Source organism: Roseomonas sp. USHLN139 (assembly GCF_037145735.1).
Taxonomy (GTDB): Bacteria; Pseudomonadota; Alphaproteobacteria; order Acetobacterales; family Acetobacteraceae; genus Pseudoroseomonas.
The window spans coordinates 29,290-44,746 of record NZ_JBBCWY010000007.1 but is presented as its reverse complement, the minus strand read 5'-3'; the positions used below and the strand labels follow the sequence as shown (position 1 = coordinate 44,746).

General features: G+C 71.7%; 14 protein-coding genes. 9 read left to right on the top strand and 5 right to left on the bottom strand.

Annotated features, from left to right (window positions below; genetic code table 11):
- The first annotated feature begins 8 nt into the window (after positions 1-8).
- The 3 genes from glgA (at position 9) to WFI16_RS18575 (ending at position 5,191) form a co-directional block, all read left to right on the top strand.
- Positions 9-1,445: a glycogen synthase GlgA gene (glgA, locus tag WFI16_RS18585; RefSeq protein ID WP_419899344.1), complete on the top strand. Its 1,437-nt coding sequence runs from the start codon at positions 9-11 to the stop codon at positions 1,443-1,445.
- 46 nt (positions 1,446-1,491) lie between these two features.
- Entirely contained in the window at positions 1,492-3,963 is a 2,472-nt protein-coding gene (locus WFI16_RS18580; RefSeq protein WP_419899343.1) for a glycogen/starch/alpha-glucan phosphorylase, read from the top strand.
- Between the two features lie 343 nt (positions 3,964-4,306).
- On the top strand, positions 4,307-5,191 hold the full coding sequence (locus tag WFI16_RS18575; RefSeq protein ID WP_419899342.1) for a hypothetical protein: 885 nt from the start codon (positions 4,307-4,309) through the stop codon (positions 5,189-5,191).
- 55 nt (positions 5,192-5,246) lie between these two features.
- On the opposite strand, the gene WFI16_RS18570 is transcribed toward WFI16_RS18575, so the two are convergent.
- Entirely contained in the window at positions 5,247-5,975 is a 729-nt protein-coding gene (locus WFI16_RS18570) for a hypothetical protein (RefSeq protein ID WP_419899341.1), read from the bottom strand.
- A 246-nt stretch (positions 5,976-6,221) separates the two neighbouring features.
- Here WFI16_RS18570 and WFI16_RS18565 point away from each other — a divergent pair, with 246 nt between their 5' ends.
- Positions 6,222-7,100, top strand: coding sequence for an MBL fold metallo-hydrolase (locus WFI16_RS18565; RefSeq protein WP_419899340.1), 879 nt, complete (start codon positions 6,222-6,224; stop codon positions 7,098-7,100).
- Here WFI16_RS18565 and WFI16_RS18560 read toward each other — a convergent pair.
- From WFI16_RS18560 to WFI16_RS18550, 3 genes are read right to left on the bottom strand one after another with little or no spacing between them, the layout of a single operon-like run.
- Positions 7,085-8,353: a Zn-dependent hydrolase gene (locus WFI16_RS18560; RefSeq protein WP_419899339.1), complete on the bottom strand. Its 1,269-nt coding sequence runs from the start codon at positions 8,351-8,353 to the stop codon at positions 7,085-7,087. The genes WFI16_RS18565 and WFI16_RS18560 overlap by 16 nt on opposite strands.
- Complete coding sequence (locus tag WFI16_RS18555; protein WP_419899338.1) at positions 8,350-9,516, bottom strand: amidohydrolase; 1,167 nt, start codon at positions 9,514-9,516, stop codon at positions 8,350-8,352. Before WFI16_RS18555 ends, WFI16_RS18560 begins: the two co-directional genes overlap by 4 nt.
- Positions 9,513-10,550 carry a pyridoxal-phosphate dependent enzyme gene (locus tag WFI16_RS18550; protein WP_419899337.1) on the bottom strand — a complete coding sequence of 346 codons (1,038 nt, stop codon included), beginning with the start codon at positions 10,548-10,550 and terminating at the stop codon, positions 9,513-9,515. The genes WFI16_RS18555 and WFI16_RS18550 overlap by 4 nt, the downstream gene beginning before the upstream one ends.
- Positions 10,551-10,635: 85 nt before the next feature.
- On the opposite strand from WFI16_RS18550, the gene WFI16_RS18545 reads away from it, so the two are divergent.
- Positions 10,636-11,106, top strand: coding sequence for an Lrp/AsnC family transcriptional regulator (locus tag WFI16_RS18545; protein WP_419899336.1), 471 nt, complete (start codon positions 10,636-10,638; stop codon positions 11,104-11,106).
- Here the strand turns inward: WFI16_RS18545 and WFI16_RS18540 are convergent, their stop codons facing one another.
- Entirely contained in the window at positions 11,107-12,006 is a 900-nt protein-coding gene (locus WFI16_RS18540) for a GntR family transcriptional regulator (RefSeq protein ID WP_419899335.1), read from the bottom strand. It lies immediately after the preceding gene.
- A gap of 248 nt (positions 12,007-12,254) precedes the next feature.
- Between WFI16_RS18540 and WFI16_RS18535 the strand changes: the two genes are divergently transcribed.
- From WFI16_RS18535 to WFI16_RS18520, 4 genes are read left to right on the top strand one after another with little or no spacing between them, the layout of a single operon-like run.
- Positions 12,255-13,394 carry a mannitol dehydrogenase family protein gene (locus WFI16_RS18535; protein WP_419899334.1) on the top strand — a complete coding sequence of 380 codons (1,140 nt, stop codon included), beginning with the start codon at positions 12,255-12,257 and terminating at the stop codon, positions 13,392-13,394.
- Positions 13,391-14,074, top strand: a complete 684-nt coding sequence (locus WFI16_RS18530) for an amino acid ABC transporter permease (protein ID WP_419899333.1) — start codon at positions 13,391-13,393, stop codon at positions 14,072-14,074. Before WFI16_RS18535 ends, WFI16_RS18530 begins: the two co-directional genes overlap by 4 nt.
- 15 nt (positions 14,075-14,089) lie before the next feature.
- Positions 14,090-14,743, top strand: coding sequence for an amino acid ABC transporter permease (locus WFI16_RS18525; RefSeq protein WP_419899332.1), 654 nt, complete (start codon positions 14,090-14,092; stop codon positions 14,741-14,743).
- Complete coding sequence (locus WFI16_RS18520) at positions 14,727-15,455, top strand: amino acid ABC transporter ATP-binding protein (protein ID WP_419899331.1); 729 nt, start codon at positions 14,727-14,729, stop codon at positions 15,453-15,455. Before WFI16_RS18525 ends, WFI16_RS18520 begins: the two co-directional genes overlap by 17 nt.
- The last annotated feature ends 2 nt before the right edge of the window (positions 15,456-15,457 follow it).

The window sequence follows — 15,457 nt, the reverse complement described above, 5'->3', positions numbered from 1 at the left end:
GCCTGCCCATGACGTTCACTGTCCTCTCGGTCGCTTCCGAGCTCTATCCGCTGATCAAGACCGGGGGGCTGGCGGATGTCGCCGGCGCCCTGCCCGGGGCGCTGGCCGCCGAGGACATCACCGTGCATTCCCTGCTGCCGGGCTATCCGGCGGTGATGCAGAAGCTCGAACAGGCGGAGCCGGTCCTGCACTGGGACGACCTGTTCGGTGGCGGCGCCCGGCTGCTGGCGGCCCGCGCCGCCGGGCTGGATCTGTTCGTCATCGACGCGCCGCATCTCTATGACCGGCCCGGCAGCCCCTATGCCGGGGCGGAGGGCGACTTCCGCGACAATCCGCAGCGCTTCGCCGCGCTGGGCTGGGTGGCGTCCGAGCTCGGCCTCGGGCGGCTCTCGGGCTTCCGCCCCGATGTCGTGCACGCGCATGACTGGCAGGCCGGGCTGGCGCCGGCCTATCTGCACTATGCCGAGGCCAGCCGCCCCGGCACGGTGATGACCGTGCACAACCTGGCTTTCCAGGGGCAATGCGCGCCGGAGCTGCTCTCGGCGCTGCGGCTGCCGGCCCATGCCTGGGCGATCGACGGCGTCGAGTATTACGGCGGCATCGGCTTCCTGAAGGCCGGGCTGCATTTCGCCGACCGTATCACCACCGTCTCCCCCTCCTACGCGGCGGAGATCCGCACCGAGGAAGGCGGCATGGGCCTGGGCGGACTGCTGCGCGCGCGCGCCGCCGATCTCTCGGGCATCCTGAACGGAATCGACACCGAGGTCTGGAACCCGGAGGCCGATCCGGCCCTGCCAGCGCCCTATTCGGCCGACACCCTCTCGGCGCGCGAGGCCAGCCGCGCCGCGCTGCGCCGCCGCCTCGGCCTGGCCGAGCGGCCGGTCGCCCCGCTGCTCGGCATCGTCAGCCGGCTGTCCTGGCAGAAGGGCATGGATGCGGTGCTGGAGGCGCTGCCGGCGCTGCTCGGCCATGGCATGCAGCTGGCGGTCCTTGGCAGCGGCGACCGCGCCCTGGAAGAGGGCTTCGCCGCCGCCGCCGCCGCACATCCCGGCCAGGTCGGGCTGCATCGCGGCTATGACGAGGCGCTGGCGCATCTGGTGCAGGGCGGCAGCGACGCGCTGCTGGTGCCCTCGCGCTTCGAGCCCTGCGGCCTCACGCAGCTTTGCGCCCTGCGCTATGGCGCCGTGCCCGTGGTCGCCCGCGTCGGCGGCCTGGCCGATACCGTCATCGATGCCAATGAGATGGCGCTCGCCGCCGGGGTCGGCACCGGGCTGCAATTCGCCGCTGCCGCGCGCGCGCCGCTCGAGGCGGCGCTGGGGCGGCTGGCCGCCCTGTGGCAGGATCGCGCCGCCTGGCAGCAGCTGCAGCGCAACGGCATGGCCGCCGATGTCAGCTGGCGCCGCCCGGCCCGTCACTACGCGGCGCTCTACCGCGCGGTCGCCTGACCGCCGGCGGGGCGCCCGCCCGCCACCGCAGAAGGGACCGCGCCGCATGACCGAGGACAGCCTGAACCGGGACGCCGCCGCCACGCCCGGCGGCCCGGCGGCCGATGTCTCGCCCGAGGTGGCGGCGCTGCGCGCGGCGGTGCTGGACAAGCTGATCTACCAGGTCGGCGGCCGCGACGAGCGCGCCAGCCCGCGCGACTGGTTCCTGGCGGCGACGCTGGCGGTGCGCGACCGCATCATGGACCGCTGGCGCGCCGCCAATGACCTTTCCGCCGCCGAGCACCACCGGCAGGTCTGCTACCTGTCGATGGAATTCCTGATCGGCCGCCTGCTGTCCGACGCCCTGGGCAATCTCGGCCTGACCGAGACGATGCGCGAGGCGCTGTCCGGCCTCGGCGTCGATCTCGAGGAGATCTATGCGCAGGAGCCGGATGCGGCGCTCGGCAATGGCGGCCTCGGCCGGCTCGCCGCCTGCTTCATGGACAGCATGGCCAGCCTCGCCATCCCGGCCTTCGGCTATGGCATCCGCTACGAGCACGGGCTGTTCCGCCAGCTGATCCAGGACGGCCGCCAGCGCGAGGTGCCGGAGGACTGGCTGAGCCTGGGCAACCCCTGGGAATTCGAGCGCGCCAACATCGTCTGCGATGTCGGCTTCGGCGGCCATGTGGCGCCGCGCGCGGAGGGCGGCGTGGTCTGGCATCCGGGCGAGGTGGTGCGCGCCATCGCCTATGACACACCGGTGGTCGGCTGGCGCGGCAAATGGGTCAATACGCTGCGGCTGTGGTCGGCGCGCGCCACCGATCCGCTGCAGCTCGACGCCTTCAACAGCGGCGACCATGTCGGCGCCCAGCTGAACCGGGTGCGGGCCGAGGCGATCTCGCGCGTGCTCTATCCCGGCGACGACAGCGCGGCCGGCCAGGAGCTGCGGCTGCGGCAGGAGTATTTCTTCGCCTCCGCCTCCCTGCAGGACATGATCCGCCGGCACAAGCGGCTGCATGGCGATGTCGCGACGCTGGCCGAGAAGAATGCCGTCCAGCTGAACGACACCCACCCCGCCATCGGCGTCGCCGAGCTGATGCGGCTGCTGATCGACGTGCACGACCTGGACTGGGACACCGCCTGGCGGATCGGCGTCGCCACCTTCTCCTACACCAACCACACGCTGATGCCGGAGGCGCTGGAAAGCTGGCCGGTGGCGCTGATGGAGCGGCTGCTGCCGCGCAACATGCAGATCATCTACCTGATCAACGCGCAGCACCTGGAGGCGGCGCGGAAGGCCGGGGCGGATGACGGCATGCTGGCCGCCATCTCGATCATCAACGAGCATGCCGGGCGCCGCGTCCGCATGGGCCATCTGGCCTTCATCGGCTCGCACAAGGTCAATGGCGTCAGCGCGCTGCACACCGGGCTGATGAAGACCACCGTCTTCGCCGAGCTCGACCGCGCCTGTCCCGGCCGCATTACCAACAAGACCAATGGCATCACCTTCCGCCGTTGGCTGCTGCGCGCCAATCCCGGGCTGACGCGGCTGATCACCGACAGCATCGGCCCACGCTTCCTCGACGATCCCGAGCGGCTGGCCGACCTGGTGCCGCTGGCCGGCGACGCGGCCTTCCGCCAGGCCTTCGAGGCGCAGCGGCTGGCCGCCAAGCGCCACCTGGCCGAGGTGGTGCGCGCCCGCACCGGCGTCGCGGTCGATCCGCAGGCGCTGTTCGACGTGCAGATCAAGCGCATCCACGAATACAAGCGCCAGCTGCTGAACATCCTGCAGACCATCGCGCTCTACAACGCCATGCGGGCGCAGCCGATGTCGCACTGGGCGCCGCGGGTGAAGATCTTCGCGGGCAAGGCGGCGCCGAGCTACCACCAGGCCAAGCTGATCATCCGGCTGGCGAACGACGTGGCCCGCGTCGTCAACAGCGACCCGACGCTGCACGGGCTGCTGAAGGTCGCCTTCCTGCCCAACTACAACGTCACCCTGGCCGAGAGCATCATCCCGGCGGCCGATCTGTCGGAGCAGATCTCGACCGCCGGGCTCGAGGCCTCGGGCACCGGCAACATGAAGTTCGCGCTGAACGGCGCGCTGACCATCGGCACGCTGGACGGCGCCAATGTCGAGATCAGCGAGCGCGTCGGCCTGGACAATATTTTCATCTTTGGCCTGAAGGCGGATGCCGCCGGCGCGATGCGCCGGGATGGCTTCGACGCGCGGGCGGCGGTGGCCGCCTCGCCGGAACTGCAGGGCGTGCTGGATTCGCTGATGGGCGGCGTCTTCTCGCCGGAGGAGCCCGACCGCTATTGCGGCCTGGTCGAAGGCCTGCTCAACCATGACAGCTTCCTGGTCACCGCCGATTTCGACAGCTACCAGCGCAGCCAGCGCCAGGTCGCCGAGCGCTGGCGGCAGCCTGAGGCGTGGTGGCGCAGCGCCGTGCTGAACACCGCCCATGTCGCCTGGTTCTCCTCCGACCGCACCATCCGCGACTATGCCGAGGAGATCTGGGCGGTGCCTCTGGGCTGAGCCCGCCCGGGGCGCATCCGTGGTGCGGCACGTCCAGGCCGGCGGCCGCCACCGGGACGCGCAACCAGGCCGGCGGCGATCGCCCGGCGGCTTGCCCTGCCGCGCGAACCCGCCGGGCCGGGCTGGTGCAACAACCGCGAAGTCCTGGATGGAAAACGGTTTTTCCGCATGACCATTCGGTCATGCGGCAACCCGCTGCGCCTGCCGGCGTTGGCTCCCTGGATATCAAAGGCCGGAGGAGCCATCACATGGGTCGCGGAATTCTGCTGTGGTTGCTGGGCATCCCCATCCCGGTGATCATCATCCTTATGCTGCTGTTCCGCTGAGCAAGGAGGGCGCCGTCATGGCCAGCACCTCCTATCCCGGCGGCACGCAGGGCGGCCGGCTCAGCCTCGGCGAGACCGAGCTGCCGGCGTCCTACCAGTCTCCCGTCTCCGCCATCTCCTGGGGCGCCATCCTGGGTGGTGCGGCGGGCGCGGCGGCGGTTTCCCTGATCCTGGTGCTGCTTGGCACCGGCTTCGGCCTCGCCATCGCCTCGCCCTGGTCCGGGCCGACGGCGACGGCGGTCGGCGTCACCGCGGCCGTCTGGCTGGTCATCACGCAGTGGCTCTCGGCCGGCATCGGCGGCTACATCGCCGGCCGGCTGCGCACCCACTGGGCCTCGGTGCATGCCGATGAGGTCTATTTCCGCGACACGGCGCATGGCTTCCTGGCCTGGGCCGTGGCGACGCTGCTGACGGTGGGCGTGCTGGCCTCGGCGGCCACCGGGGCGATCGGCGCCGGCGCGCGGGCGGTCTCCGCGGTCGGTGGCGGTGCGGTGCAGGCGGCGGCGAACACCGCCGGCCCGGCGCTGGCCCGCAGCTACGATGTCGACACGCTGTTCCGCCGTGCCCAGCCGGTGGCGCAGGGTGAGGAAGGCCAGGCGGTGGCCGAAGCCGGCCGCATCATCGCCAATGGCATTGCCCAGGGCGAGGTGCCGGAGGCGGATCGCGCCTATCTGGCGCAGCTCGTCGCCGCGCGGGCCGAGATCCCGCAGCAGGAGGCGCGGGCCCGCGTCGATGCCACGGTGACCCGGGCGCAGCAGGCGGCCGAGCAGGCCAAGCAGGCGGCGGAGACCGCGCGCAAGTCGGCGGCGACGACCGCGCTGTTCACGGCCCTGTCGATGCTGATCGGCGCCTTCATCGCGGCCACGGCGGCCGCCCTGGCTGGCCGGTCGCGCGACACCTGAGACGTCGCGACACTGTCCTGAACAGGCCCGGAGGCAGCAGCCTCCGGGCCTTTTTTTATGCGCCGGCCTGCTGTCCCGGCGAAGCATGGCGGCCGCCCGGGGAGACCAGCGGGGCCAGGTTGACGAACCGCTCCGTGCGGACCGCGACCGGCGCCAGGCGATGCGCCTCGCTGGTGGCGGCGACGGTCAGGGCGGGCAGGCTGATGCTGCGCGCCGCGGCGGCCTGCAGCGCCGGCAGGTCGACATGGCGCGGCAGGCTGCTGGCCATGGGCAGCGGCGCCAGGTCGATGAAGCGCGGCGCCGGGGCAGGAGTGGCCAGGGGCGCCAGATCGATGAAGCGCGGCTCGGCGGAGGGGGGCGCGAAGGGCGCCAGCGCGGCCGGCTCCGGTAGGGTGATGCCGGTCACCGGGGCAAGGTCGAGGAAGCGGTCGGCGGGCGGGCTGGCGGGCAGCGGGGCCAGGCCCAGGAAGCGGCTGAGGCTGGAAGGCACCCCGACCAGGGGCGCCAGGCCGAGGAAGCGGCGCAGACCGGCCGGCGGCGGCGCGGTTACGGTCCTGTCGGCGGGCGCCTGGGGGGCGGGCGGCGGGGTCAGGCCCGCGGCATCGGTGGGCAGCCGGCTGCGGATCTCCTCGGGGAAGGAGTCCGGGGCCGCGCCGCCGCGTTCCGGTGCCAGGCCCAGGAAGCGGCGCAGCCCGTCGCGGGCATGGGCCAGGCGGGACAGGCCCAGGAAGCCGCGTGTGCTGTGCTGGCTGTCCTGCTCGCGCTCGATGGGGCCAAGATGCATGAGGGAGCCTCCCGCAAGGGGGTGGGGCGGCAGGCAGCCTGTCCTAGACCGTCCTGGTTCCGTGCTTCCTCAAGGTTTTCCCAGGACAGCGTTGAAATCCGGTAAACGCGCGGGGCATGCGCCGGCCGGGCGTCCGGGCCGCCGCCGCCACCGCCACCGGCGGGGATCGACGGCAGCGAACCCGCGGCCGGCAGCCCTGTTGATCCGGCAGGACGGCATAACGCCGACCCGCAGGAGTGCAGGCCCTTGGTCCAGCAGGTTCCCCTCGACCCCGCCGCCGTCGCGGCCAGCGCGCCGGAGGGTGGCGTGATCCCCCTGCGCGACGACCTGGCCTACAAGCAGCTGGTTTTCGTCAATATCGCCTTCTTCGGCCGCGCCGGTCAGCACCGTTGGGTGCTGATCGATGCCGGCATCCCGGGCAGCGCCGGCCGCATCCGCCGCGCCGCCGCCGAGCGCTTCGGCGAGGGCGTGCCGCCGGCCGCGATCATCATGACGCATGGCCATTTCGACCATGTCGGCATGGTCGAGACGCTGGCGGCCGAATGGCAGGTGCCGGTCTATGCGCATCCGCTGGAGCGGCCCTATCTGGACGGCAGCAGCGCCTATCCGCCCGCCGACCCGACGGTGGGCGGTGGCGCCATGGCGCTGCTCTCGCCGCTCTATCCGCGCGCGCCGGTGAATCTGGGCGGGCTGCTGCGCGACCTGCCGGCGGATGGCAGCGTGCCGGAGATGCCCGGCTGGTGCTGGCTGCACACGCCGGGCCATTCGGTCGGCCATGTCTCGCTGTGGCGGGACAGTGACCGCACGCTGATCGCCGGCGACGCGGTGGTGACCACGGCGGCCGAATCCGCCTATGCCACCGCCACCCAGGCGCCGGAGCTGCACGGCCCGCCGAAATACTTCACGCATGACTGGCTGGCGGCCGAGGCCTCGGTCGCCACGTTGGCCGCGCTCGAGCCGGCGCTGGTGCTGGCCGGCCATGGCCAGGCCCTGGAAGGACCGGCGGTCGCCCCGGCGCTGTACCGCCTGGCCGCGGAATTCCGCCGGCTGGCGGTGCCGCCGCAGGGCCGCTTCGTCGAGGCGCCGCGCCGCGCCGAGGATGGCAGCGCCTACGACCCGCCCTGAGCGGCGCCTGCCGGGCCGGGCGGGGCGGCCAGCGCCGCCACGCCGTCCAGCAGCACCGCGGCGCCATCGGCCAGCTGCCGGGGGGACGTGAACTCGCGCGGATTGTGGCTGATGCCGCCCTGGCTGGGGACGAAGATCATCGCCGCCGGGCAGATCCGCGCCAGCATCTGCGCATCATGCCCGGCGCCCGAGGTGATGCGGCGGCAGGACAGTTTTCGCCGTGCCGCGCTGGCCTCGATCCGGGCGACGAGGCCGGCATCGAAGAGCACCGGCGCGAAGCGGGCGAGGCGGGTGGTCTCGACCGTGACCCCCTCGGCCTCGGCGAGCTGGCGCAGGGCCGTGGCGAAGCGCTGTTCCGCCGCAGCCAGCCGCGCCTCGTCGGGATCGCGCAGGTCGAGGGTGAAGCGCGCCGTGCCGGGAATGACATTGATGGCGCCGGGATCGAGCGAGAGCGTGCCGACCGTCGCCAGCGTCGTGCCGCCGCGCGGCGCGATCGCCTCGCGCAGGAAGGCGATGGCCTGCGCCGCGACCAGGCCGGCATCGCGGCGCAGCGCCATCGGCGTGGTCCCGGCATGGTTGGCCTCGCCGCTCAGCCGGAAGGACTGCCAGGAGATGCCCTGCAGCCGGTCCACCGCGCCGATGGCGATGCCCTCATGCTCCAGAACCGGGCCCTGCTCGATATGCAGCTCCAGATAGGCATGCGGGCGCAGGAAGCCGGGCGCGGCCTCGCCGGCATAGCCGATCGCCGCCAGCGCCTCGCGCAGCGTCACGCCATCGGTGCCGCGGATCGCCAGCGCTTCCTCCGGCGCCATGCCGCCGGCATAGACCAGCGAGCCCAGCATGTCGGGGGCGAAGCGCACGCCCTCCTCATTGGTGAAGGCGGCCAGCGCCACGGGGCGCGCCAGCCGGGTGCCGGCGGCCTGCAGCGCCTCGATCACCGCCAGCCCGGCCAGCACGCCGTAGCAGCCGTCATAGATCCCGGCATCGATCACCGTGTCGATATGCGAGCCGATCATCACCGGCGCCGCGCCGACGGGTGCCGATCCCTGCCACAACCCGATGAGATTGCCGACGGCATCGATGGTGACCGCCAGGCCCGCCGCGCGCATCCAGCCGGCGACCAGGTCGCGCCCGGCGCCATCGGCCGCGCTGCCGGCCAGGCGGGTGAGGCGGCCATCGGCGCCACGGCCGACCTCGCCCAGTTCGCGCAGCCGCGCCAGCAGCGTCGCGTCATCGAGGGTGGGCCGGTTCATGCGAGGGGCTCCGACCCCGGCGCGAGGCGCTGGCGGGCGAGGGCGGTGAAGAAGCCGACGCCCTGCGGGATGGCGTCGTCGCAGAAATCGTAGCGCGGATTGTGCAGCGGCGCGGACTCCTCGCCATTGCCGAGGAAGGCGAAGCAGCCCGGCCGCAGCGCCAGGAAGCGGGCGAAATCCTCCGAGGCGGTGATCGGCTCGGCCATTTCCTCCACCGCCTGGCCTGCCGCGGCAGCGCGGGCCGCGGCCAGGGCGGCGGCGGTGGCGCCGGGATGGTTCAGCGTCGGGATGAATTCGCGCGCATAGCCGACCTCCGCCCGGCAGCCATGCGCCAGCGCCACCCCCTCGGCGATCCGCCGCATCTCCCGCTCGATGGTCGCGCTGATGCCGGGCAGGAAGCTGCGGGCATCGCCCTGGATGCACGCCTGGCCGGGCAGCACGTTGCGCGCGCCATCGGTGGTCAGCTCGGTCACCGAGACCACCGCCGCGGCAGCGGGCGGCAGGCGGCGGCTGACGATGGCCTGCAGCTCGACCACCAGCGCGCAGGCGGCCAGCATCACCTCGCGCCCGGCATGCGGCTGCGAGGCATGGCCACCCCGGCCGGTGAGGCGGATATCGAAGATGTCCTCGGCCGCCATGACCGGGCCGGCCCGCGTCGTGAAGGCACCGGCGGCGAGACCTGGCATGTTGTGCAGGCCATAGATCTCGTCGAAGGGAAAGCGCGCCAGCAGCCCGTCATCGAGCATCGCCTGGGCGCCGCGGCCCCATTCCTCCGCCGGCTGGAACAGGAAGCGGAGGGTGCCGCTGAAGCCGCCTTCCGCCGCCAGAAGCTGGGCCGCGCCGAGCAGCATGGTGACATGCCCGTCATGGCCGCAGCCATGCATCAGCCCGGGCGTCGCCGAGCGCCAGGCGCCCTCGCCCTGCTCGGCGATGCGCAGCGCATCCATGTCGGCGCGCAGCGCGATGCTGCGCCCGCCATCGCCCCGCCGCAGCGTGCCGACGACCCCGGTGCCGCCGATGCCCTCGGTGACCTCCAGCCCGAAGCCGCGCAGCCGCTCGGCGACCAGCCGCGCGGTGCGGCGTTCCTCGAAGCCGAATTCCGGGTGGCGGTGGAAATCCCGCCGCCATTCGGTGAGCTGCCGCCAGAAGGCCCCGTCGCTCACGCCAGCGCCCTTTCGCTGATCACCAGGATGACGCGCGCCTGCGGCCCGGGATGGTGGCCCTCGGCGATGTCCTGCAGCAGCCCGGCGAAGCCGGTGGCGCCGGAGGGGGTGCTGGCCGGGCCGCCGAATTCCTGCAGCAGCCGCGGCGCCTCGGCCAGCCGCGCCTCGGGCACGGCGACGGCGCGCGGCGCGCGCGGCTGCAGCAGGGCGAGGGCCGGCGCGCTGGCCTCGCCGCAGGAGAGCATTTCCGCGACCGAGTGCAGCGCGCCCGGCAGGCGCAGCACCCGGCCGGCGGCAAGCGCGGCGCCGACCGAGGCGGCCTCGGCCGGTTCCGCCACCGCCATGGCGGCGGGCGCCGCCAGGAAGCCATCCAGCCCGGCGACCATCGCCGCCGCCAGCCCGCCGACGCCGGCCTGGATGTAGAGATGCGTCGGATAGGGTTCGCTCGCCTGTTGGCGGATCTCGGCGGCGATGACGCCATAGCCGGCCATCACGTCGCCGACGACCGGATCGGCCGGATCGAGCGCGGTATCCGCCACCAGCAGCCCGTCGCCCTTCCCGGCGGCCAGCACCGCGGCATCGACGGCGTCGTCATAGGTGCCCTGGATCCAGGTGATCGCCGCACCCATGGCGGTGATCCGCGCGGCGCGTGCCTGCGGCACGCCGGAATGCAGGAAGACCGTGCAGGGCGCGCCGGCCGCCCGCGCCGCCGCCGCCACCGCCAGCCCGTGATTGCCGTCGCTGGCGCAGAGCAGCGCCGGCAGCCCGCCCGGCCGCGTCGCAGGGTCGAGCAGCGCTTCCGGCGCCACCCCGGCCTGGCGTGCCAGGGCGCGCAGCCCGGCATAGGTGCCGCCCAGCGACTTGAAGCTGCCCAGGCTGCGGGCGCCCTCCTCCTTCACCCAGAGCGCGGCGATGCCGAGCTTTTCGGCAAGCGCCGGCAGGCTGCGCAGCGGGGTGGGCGCATAGGCCGGGTCGAGCCGGCCCAGCAGGCCAGCGATCCGGTCGGGGGAGGGAGGGGTGTCGTTCGGTGCCATGCCGGGAGACTGCCGCAGCCGGCTTGCGGGATGTCGCCGATTTCCGTCTAAGCTGTGCCTGTTTCAGGCGGAAGACGGTAGAATCGTGACGGAAACCGGCATTGAGCTGGATGGCTTCGACCAGGCCCTGCTGGCCGAGGTGCAGCGCGACAACCAGACCCCGGCGCGTGTCCTGGCGGAGCGCGTCGGCCTGTCGGAAAGCGCCGTGCTGCGCCGGCTGCGGCGCCTGCGCCAGACCGGCGTGATCCAGGCGGATGTGGCGGTGGTGCATCCGGCGGTGCTCGGCCGGCCGCTGACCCTGCATGTGCTGGTCTCGCTGGAGCGCGAGGGCTCGGCGCTGCTTGATGCCTTCACCCGCAAGCTGCGCGGGCGGGAGGAGGTGCGCCAGGCCTGGTATGTCACCGGCGAGGCCGATTTCGTGCTGCTGCTGAACCTGGCCAGCATGGAGGCCTATGAGGCCTTCACCCGCGAGGTCTTCCTGGACGATCCCAATGTGCGCGGCTTCCGCACCATCGTCGCGATGCGCGAGGTGGTCGGGCCTGCGCATCGCCGCTGATCAGCCGAGCGGCCCGGCCTCGATCGAGCGCAGCAGCGTCGCGCGCGCCGTGCGCAGATGCGCGCGGCAGGTGCTGTCGATCGCCCGCCAGTCGCGCGAGCGCAGCGCCGCGATATAGGCGAGATGCTCGTGGATGGCGACGATGTTGCGCTGCTTCTCATCCGCCTTGTTCCACTGGTAGTGGTAGTGGAAGATCATCGCGATCAGCTGGTGGAATTCCTGGATGAAGCGGTTGCAGGACGCGCTGTGGATCAGCCGGTGCAGCCGCTCGTCGAGCGGGGAGAAATCACTGTAGCGGTCTTCGATCTCGCCGAGCAGCGCGTGGTGCTGCTGCTCGATCGCGGCCAGCTCCGCCCAGGGTAGCGCCTCCGGCGGCAGCTCCGCGAAGCGGCGGGCCGAGCGCAGCTCGAAGATCTCGCGGATCTCGTAGATCTCGGCGGCGAAGTCGCGGGTGATGCCCTTGAAGATCCAGCGGCTGTTCGGCCGCCGCTCCAGCAGCCCGTAATGGCGGAAATGCGTGAGATACTCGCGGATCGCCGTGGTCGAGGTGCCGAATTGCCGCGCCAGCTCAGAGGCGTTGATCGACTGCCCGGGCCGGCAATCCCCCATCAGCACCCAGTTCAGGAATTTCCGCTCGACCACATCGGCGACGGCTTCGGTCTGCGGCTCCGGGAAGAACTCGTCGGCACGGGGATGGCGCAGCAGGCACCGCTTGCCGCCCTCCTGCCCCAGGATGCCGGAGGACTGCAGCGCCGCCAGCACCGCGCGTACCGTGGTGCGGCTGACAGCGAGGCTCTGCGCCAGCTCGGCCTCGGAGCCGAGGGGTTCTCCCAGCGCCCGCTGCCGCAGCAGCGACAGGCAGCGGTTATGCGCCCGCTTGTAGACGGTATTGGCCTTCATTCGTCGCTCGATCCTGGAGCCGGCATGAAACATGGCGAGGGTCCTGCGGTCCAGAGGCGCTGGCCCGGCTGTCGGCAAGGCAGTTTTTTGCGCATGGAATACCGGTTGACAGGCCAGGGGGGATCGGTTTTTTAAGCTCAATCAACAGGAACCCATAAGCCTGGAGAGGATGTGTCCGCCCAATCCCCCGACCGCCGGGTGACCGGCCTGTGCCTGCGCGCCGCCCCTCGCATCTTGTGCGGTGCAGCATGAGCGCGCGCCTGATCATCCAGTTCGGCACCAGCCGCTTCCTGCAGGCCCATGCCGCGCTGTTCCTCCACGAGGCGCGGGCGCAGGGGCAGGTGGCCGGCCCGATCGTCGTGGTGCAGACCTCCGGCGCCGCCGACCGTGCCGGGCGCGTCGCCGCCTTCGGCCGGCCGGAGGGCTATCCGGTCATCCTGCGCGGCATGCAGGACGGCGTCGCGGTCGATCGCCAGGTGCAGGTCACCAGCGTGACGCGCGGGCTTTCCGCTGCCACTGGCTGGGAGGAGCTGCGCCGGCTGTTCGCCGCCGAGGCGGGCTATGTCATCTCCAACACCGGCGACGCCGGCTATGCCATCGCCGAGAGCGATCGCGGCCCGGCGCTGCTGCAGGGCGGCGTGCCCGCCAGCTTTCCCGGCAAGCTCGCCGCGCTGCTGCACCATCGCTGGCGCCAGGGCGCGGCCCCGCTCACCGTGCTGCCCTGCGAGCTGCTGAACCGCAATGGCGCCGTGCTGCAGGGCCTGGTCATCGAGCTGGCCGAGCAGGCCGGCGCCGAGGCCGGCTTCGTCGTCTGGCTGCGGGAGGCGGTGATCTGGGCCGACACGCTGGTCGACCGCATCGTCTCCGCGCCGCTCGAGCCGGTCGGCGCGGTGGCCGAGCCCTATGCGCTCTGGGCCGTCGAGCGCCGCCCCGGGCTGGTGCTGCCCTTCGAGCATCCCAGCCTGGTGCTGGCGGATTCGCTGGAGCCCTTCGAGCGGCTGAAGCTGCATATCCTCAATCTCGGCCATACCTTCCTGGCGGAGATCTTCCAGCGCGACGGCCTCGCCGCCGGCACCACGGTCAAGGACATGCTGGCCGATCCGGCGATCGCGGCGCGGCTCGAGGCGCTCTATGCCGGCGAGGTGCTGCCCGGCTTCGCAGCCCATGGCATGGAAGACGCGGCGCGCGACTATGTCGCGACCACGCTGGACCGCTTCCGCAATCCCTTCCTCGAGCATCGCGTCGCCGACATCGCGCAGAACCACGCCCTGAAGGTCGAGCGGCGCATCGCCGCCTTCCTCGACTGGGTGGCCGAGCGTGACCCGGCGCTGCCAATGCCGGTGCTGCGCGGGCTGGTCGCGCGCCACGCCGCGCGGGAGCAGGCATGACCTACCAGTTCGACTTCTCCTCGCTGCTGCCCTACTGGCATGAATTCGCCGAAGGGCTGTGGCTGACGCTGCAGCTTTCGGCGGTCTCGACGGTGCTGGGCTTCGTCGGCGGCGCGCTCTGCGCCATTGCCCGCGCCGATGGCCCGCCCTGGCTGCAGCGCGTGGTCGGCGCCTATGTCGAGGTGATCCGCAACACGCCGCTGCTGGTGCAGGTCTTCCTGGTCTATTTCGGCATCGCCAGCCTCGGCCTGGTGGTCGATGCGAATGTGGCGGCGGTCCTCGCCCTGGTCATCAATGTCGTCGCCTATACCTGCGAGATCATGCGCGCCGGTATCGAGAGCGTGCACAAGGCGCAGATCGAGGCGGCCGAATGCCTCGGCCTGAACCGGCGGCAGACCTATTGGCACGTGGTGCTGCGGCCGGCGATCGAGCGCGTCTATCCTTCGCTGGTCAGCCAGTATGTGCTGCTGATGCTGGCCTCCTCGATCACCTCGCAGATCTCGGCGGAGGAGCTGACGGCGGTGGCCAACCGCATCCAGTCCGACACCTTCCGCGCCTTCGAGACCTATATCGTCGTGGGCCTGCTCTATCTCGCGCTGTCCTTCGTGGTGCGCTGGGCCTTCTGGGGCTTCGGCCTGCTGGTCTTCACCCGCCGCCGCAAGCTCGGCACGGCGCTGTAAGGGAGGGCCGTCACCATGCCGAGCTTCGGCCTCGTCCATCTCGAATTCCTCGCCGTCGCCGCGCTCTGGACGATCGGCCTGTCGGCGGTCGCCTTCATCGGCGGCGGCCTGCTGGGCTTCGTCGTCGCGCTGATGCGCGTCTCGCCGCTGCGCTGGGTGCGCGGCCTGGCGATCGCTTATGTGCAGGTGGTGCAGGGCACGCCGCTGCTGATCCTGCTGTTCCTGATCTATTTCGGCCTGGCCATCATCGGCTTCGACCAGCTGCCGGCGATCATCGCCGCCGGCGCCGGGCTGATCATCTATTCCTCCGGCTTCCTCGGCGAGATCTGGCGCGGCTGCATCGAGAGCGTGCCGAAGACCCAGTGGGAGGCAGCGGAATGCCTGGCCATGACGCGCTGGCAGCGGATGACCCGCGTTATCCTGCCGCAGGCGCTGCGCATCGCCACCGCGCCGACCGTCGGCTTCCTGGTGCAGATCGTCAAGAACACCTCGCTCGCCTCGGTGGTCGGCTTCGTCGAGCTCGCCCAGGCCGGCAAGCTGATCAACAACTCGATCTTCCAGCCCTTCGCGGTCTTCATCACCGTGGCGGTCTTCTACTTCATCATCTGCTTCCCGCTGTCGGCCTGGAGCCGCGGGCTGGAAAGGAGGCTCAATGTCGGTCGTCGTTAAGCTCTCCAACGTCCACAAGAGCTTCGGTCCGCTGAAGGTGCTGGACGGCGTCTCCTTCGAGGTGGCGCGCGGCGAGGTGGTCGCGGTGATCGGCCAGTCCGGTTCCGGCAAGTCCACCGCGCTGCGCTGCATCAACGCGCTGGAGACCATCCAGCAGGGCAGCATCGAGGTCTGCGGCCATGCCGTGCATGACGAGAAGCTCGACAAGCGCAAGCTGCGGCTCGATGTCGGCATCGTCTTCCAGAGCTACAACCTGTTCCCGCATCTAACGGCCGAGCAGAACATCATGCTGGCGCCGACCTGCGTGAAGGCGCTGGGCAAGAAGGCGGCGCGCGAGATCGCCCGCGACTGCCTGGCCCGCGTCGGCCTGTCGGAGAAGGCGGACCACTACCCGGAGCAGCTCTCGGGCGGGCAGCAGCAGCGGGTCGCCATCGCCCGCTCGCTGGCGATGCAGCCCAAGGTGATGCTGTTCGACGAGGTGACCTCGGCGCTCGACCCGCAGCTGACCGGCGAGGTGCTGAAGGTCATGGAAGATCTCGCCCGCGGCGGCATGACCATGATCCTGGTGACGCATGAGATGGCCTTCGCCCGCAAGGTGGCGAGCCAGGTCGTCTACATGAACAAGGGCCGCGTCTGGGAGACCGGGCCGGGCAGCATGCTCGACGCGCCGACCACCCCGGAACTGCGTGATTTCGTCGGCAGCGGCCTCTGACC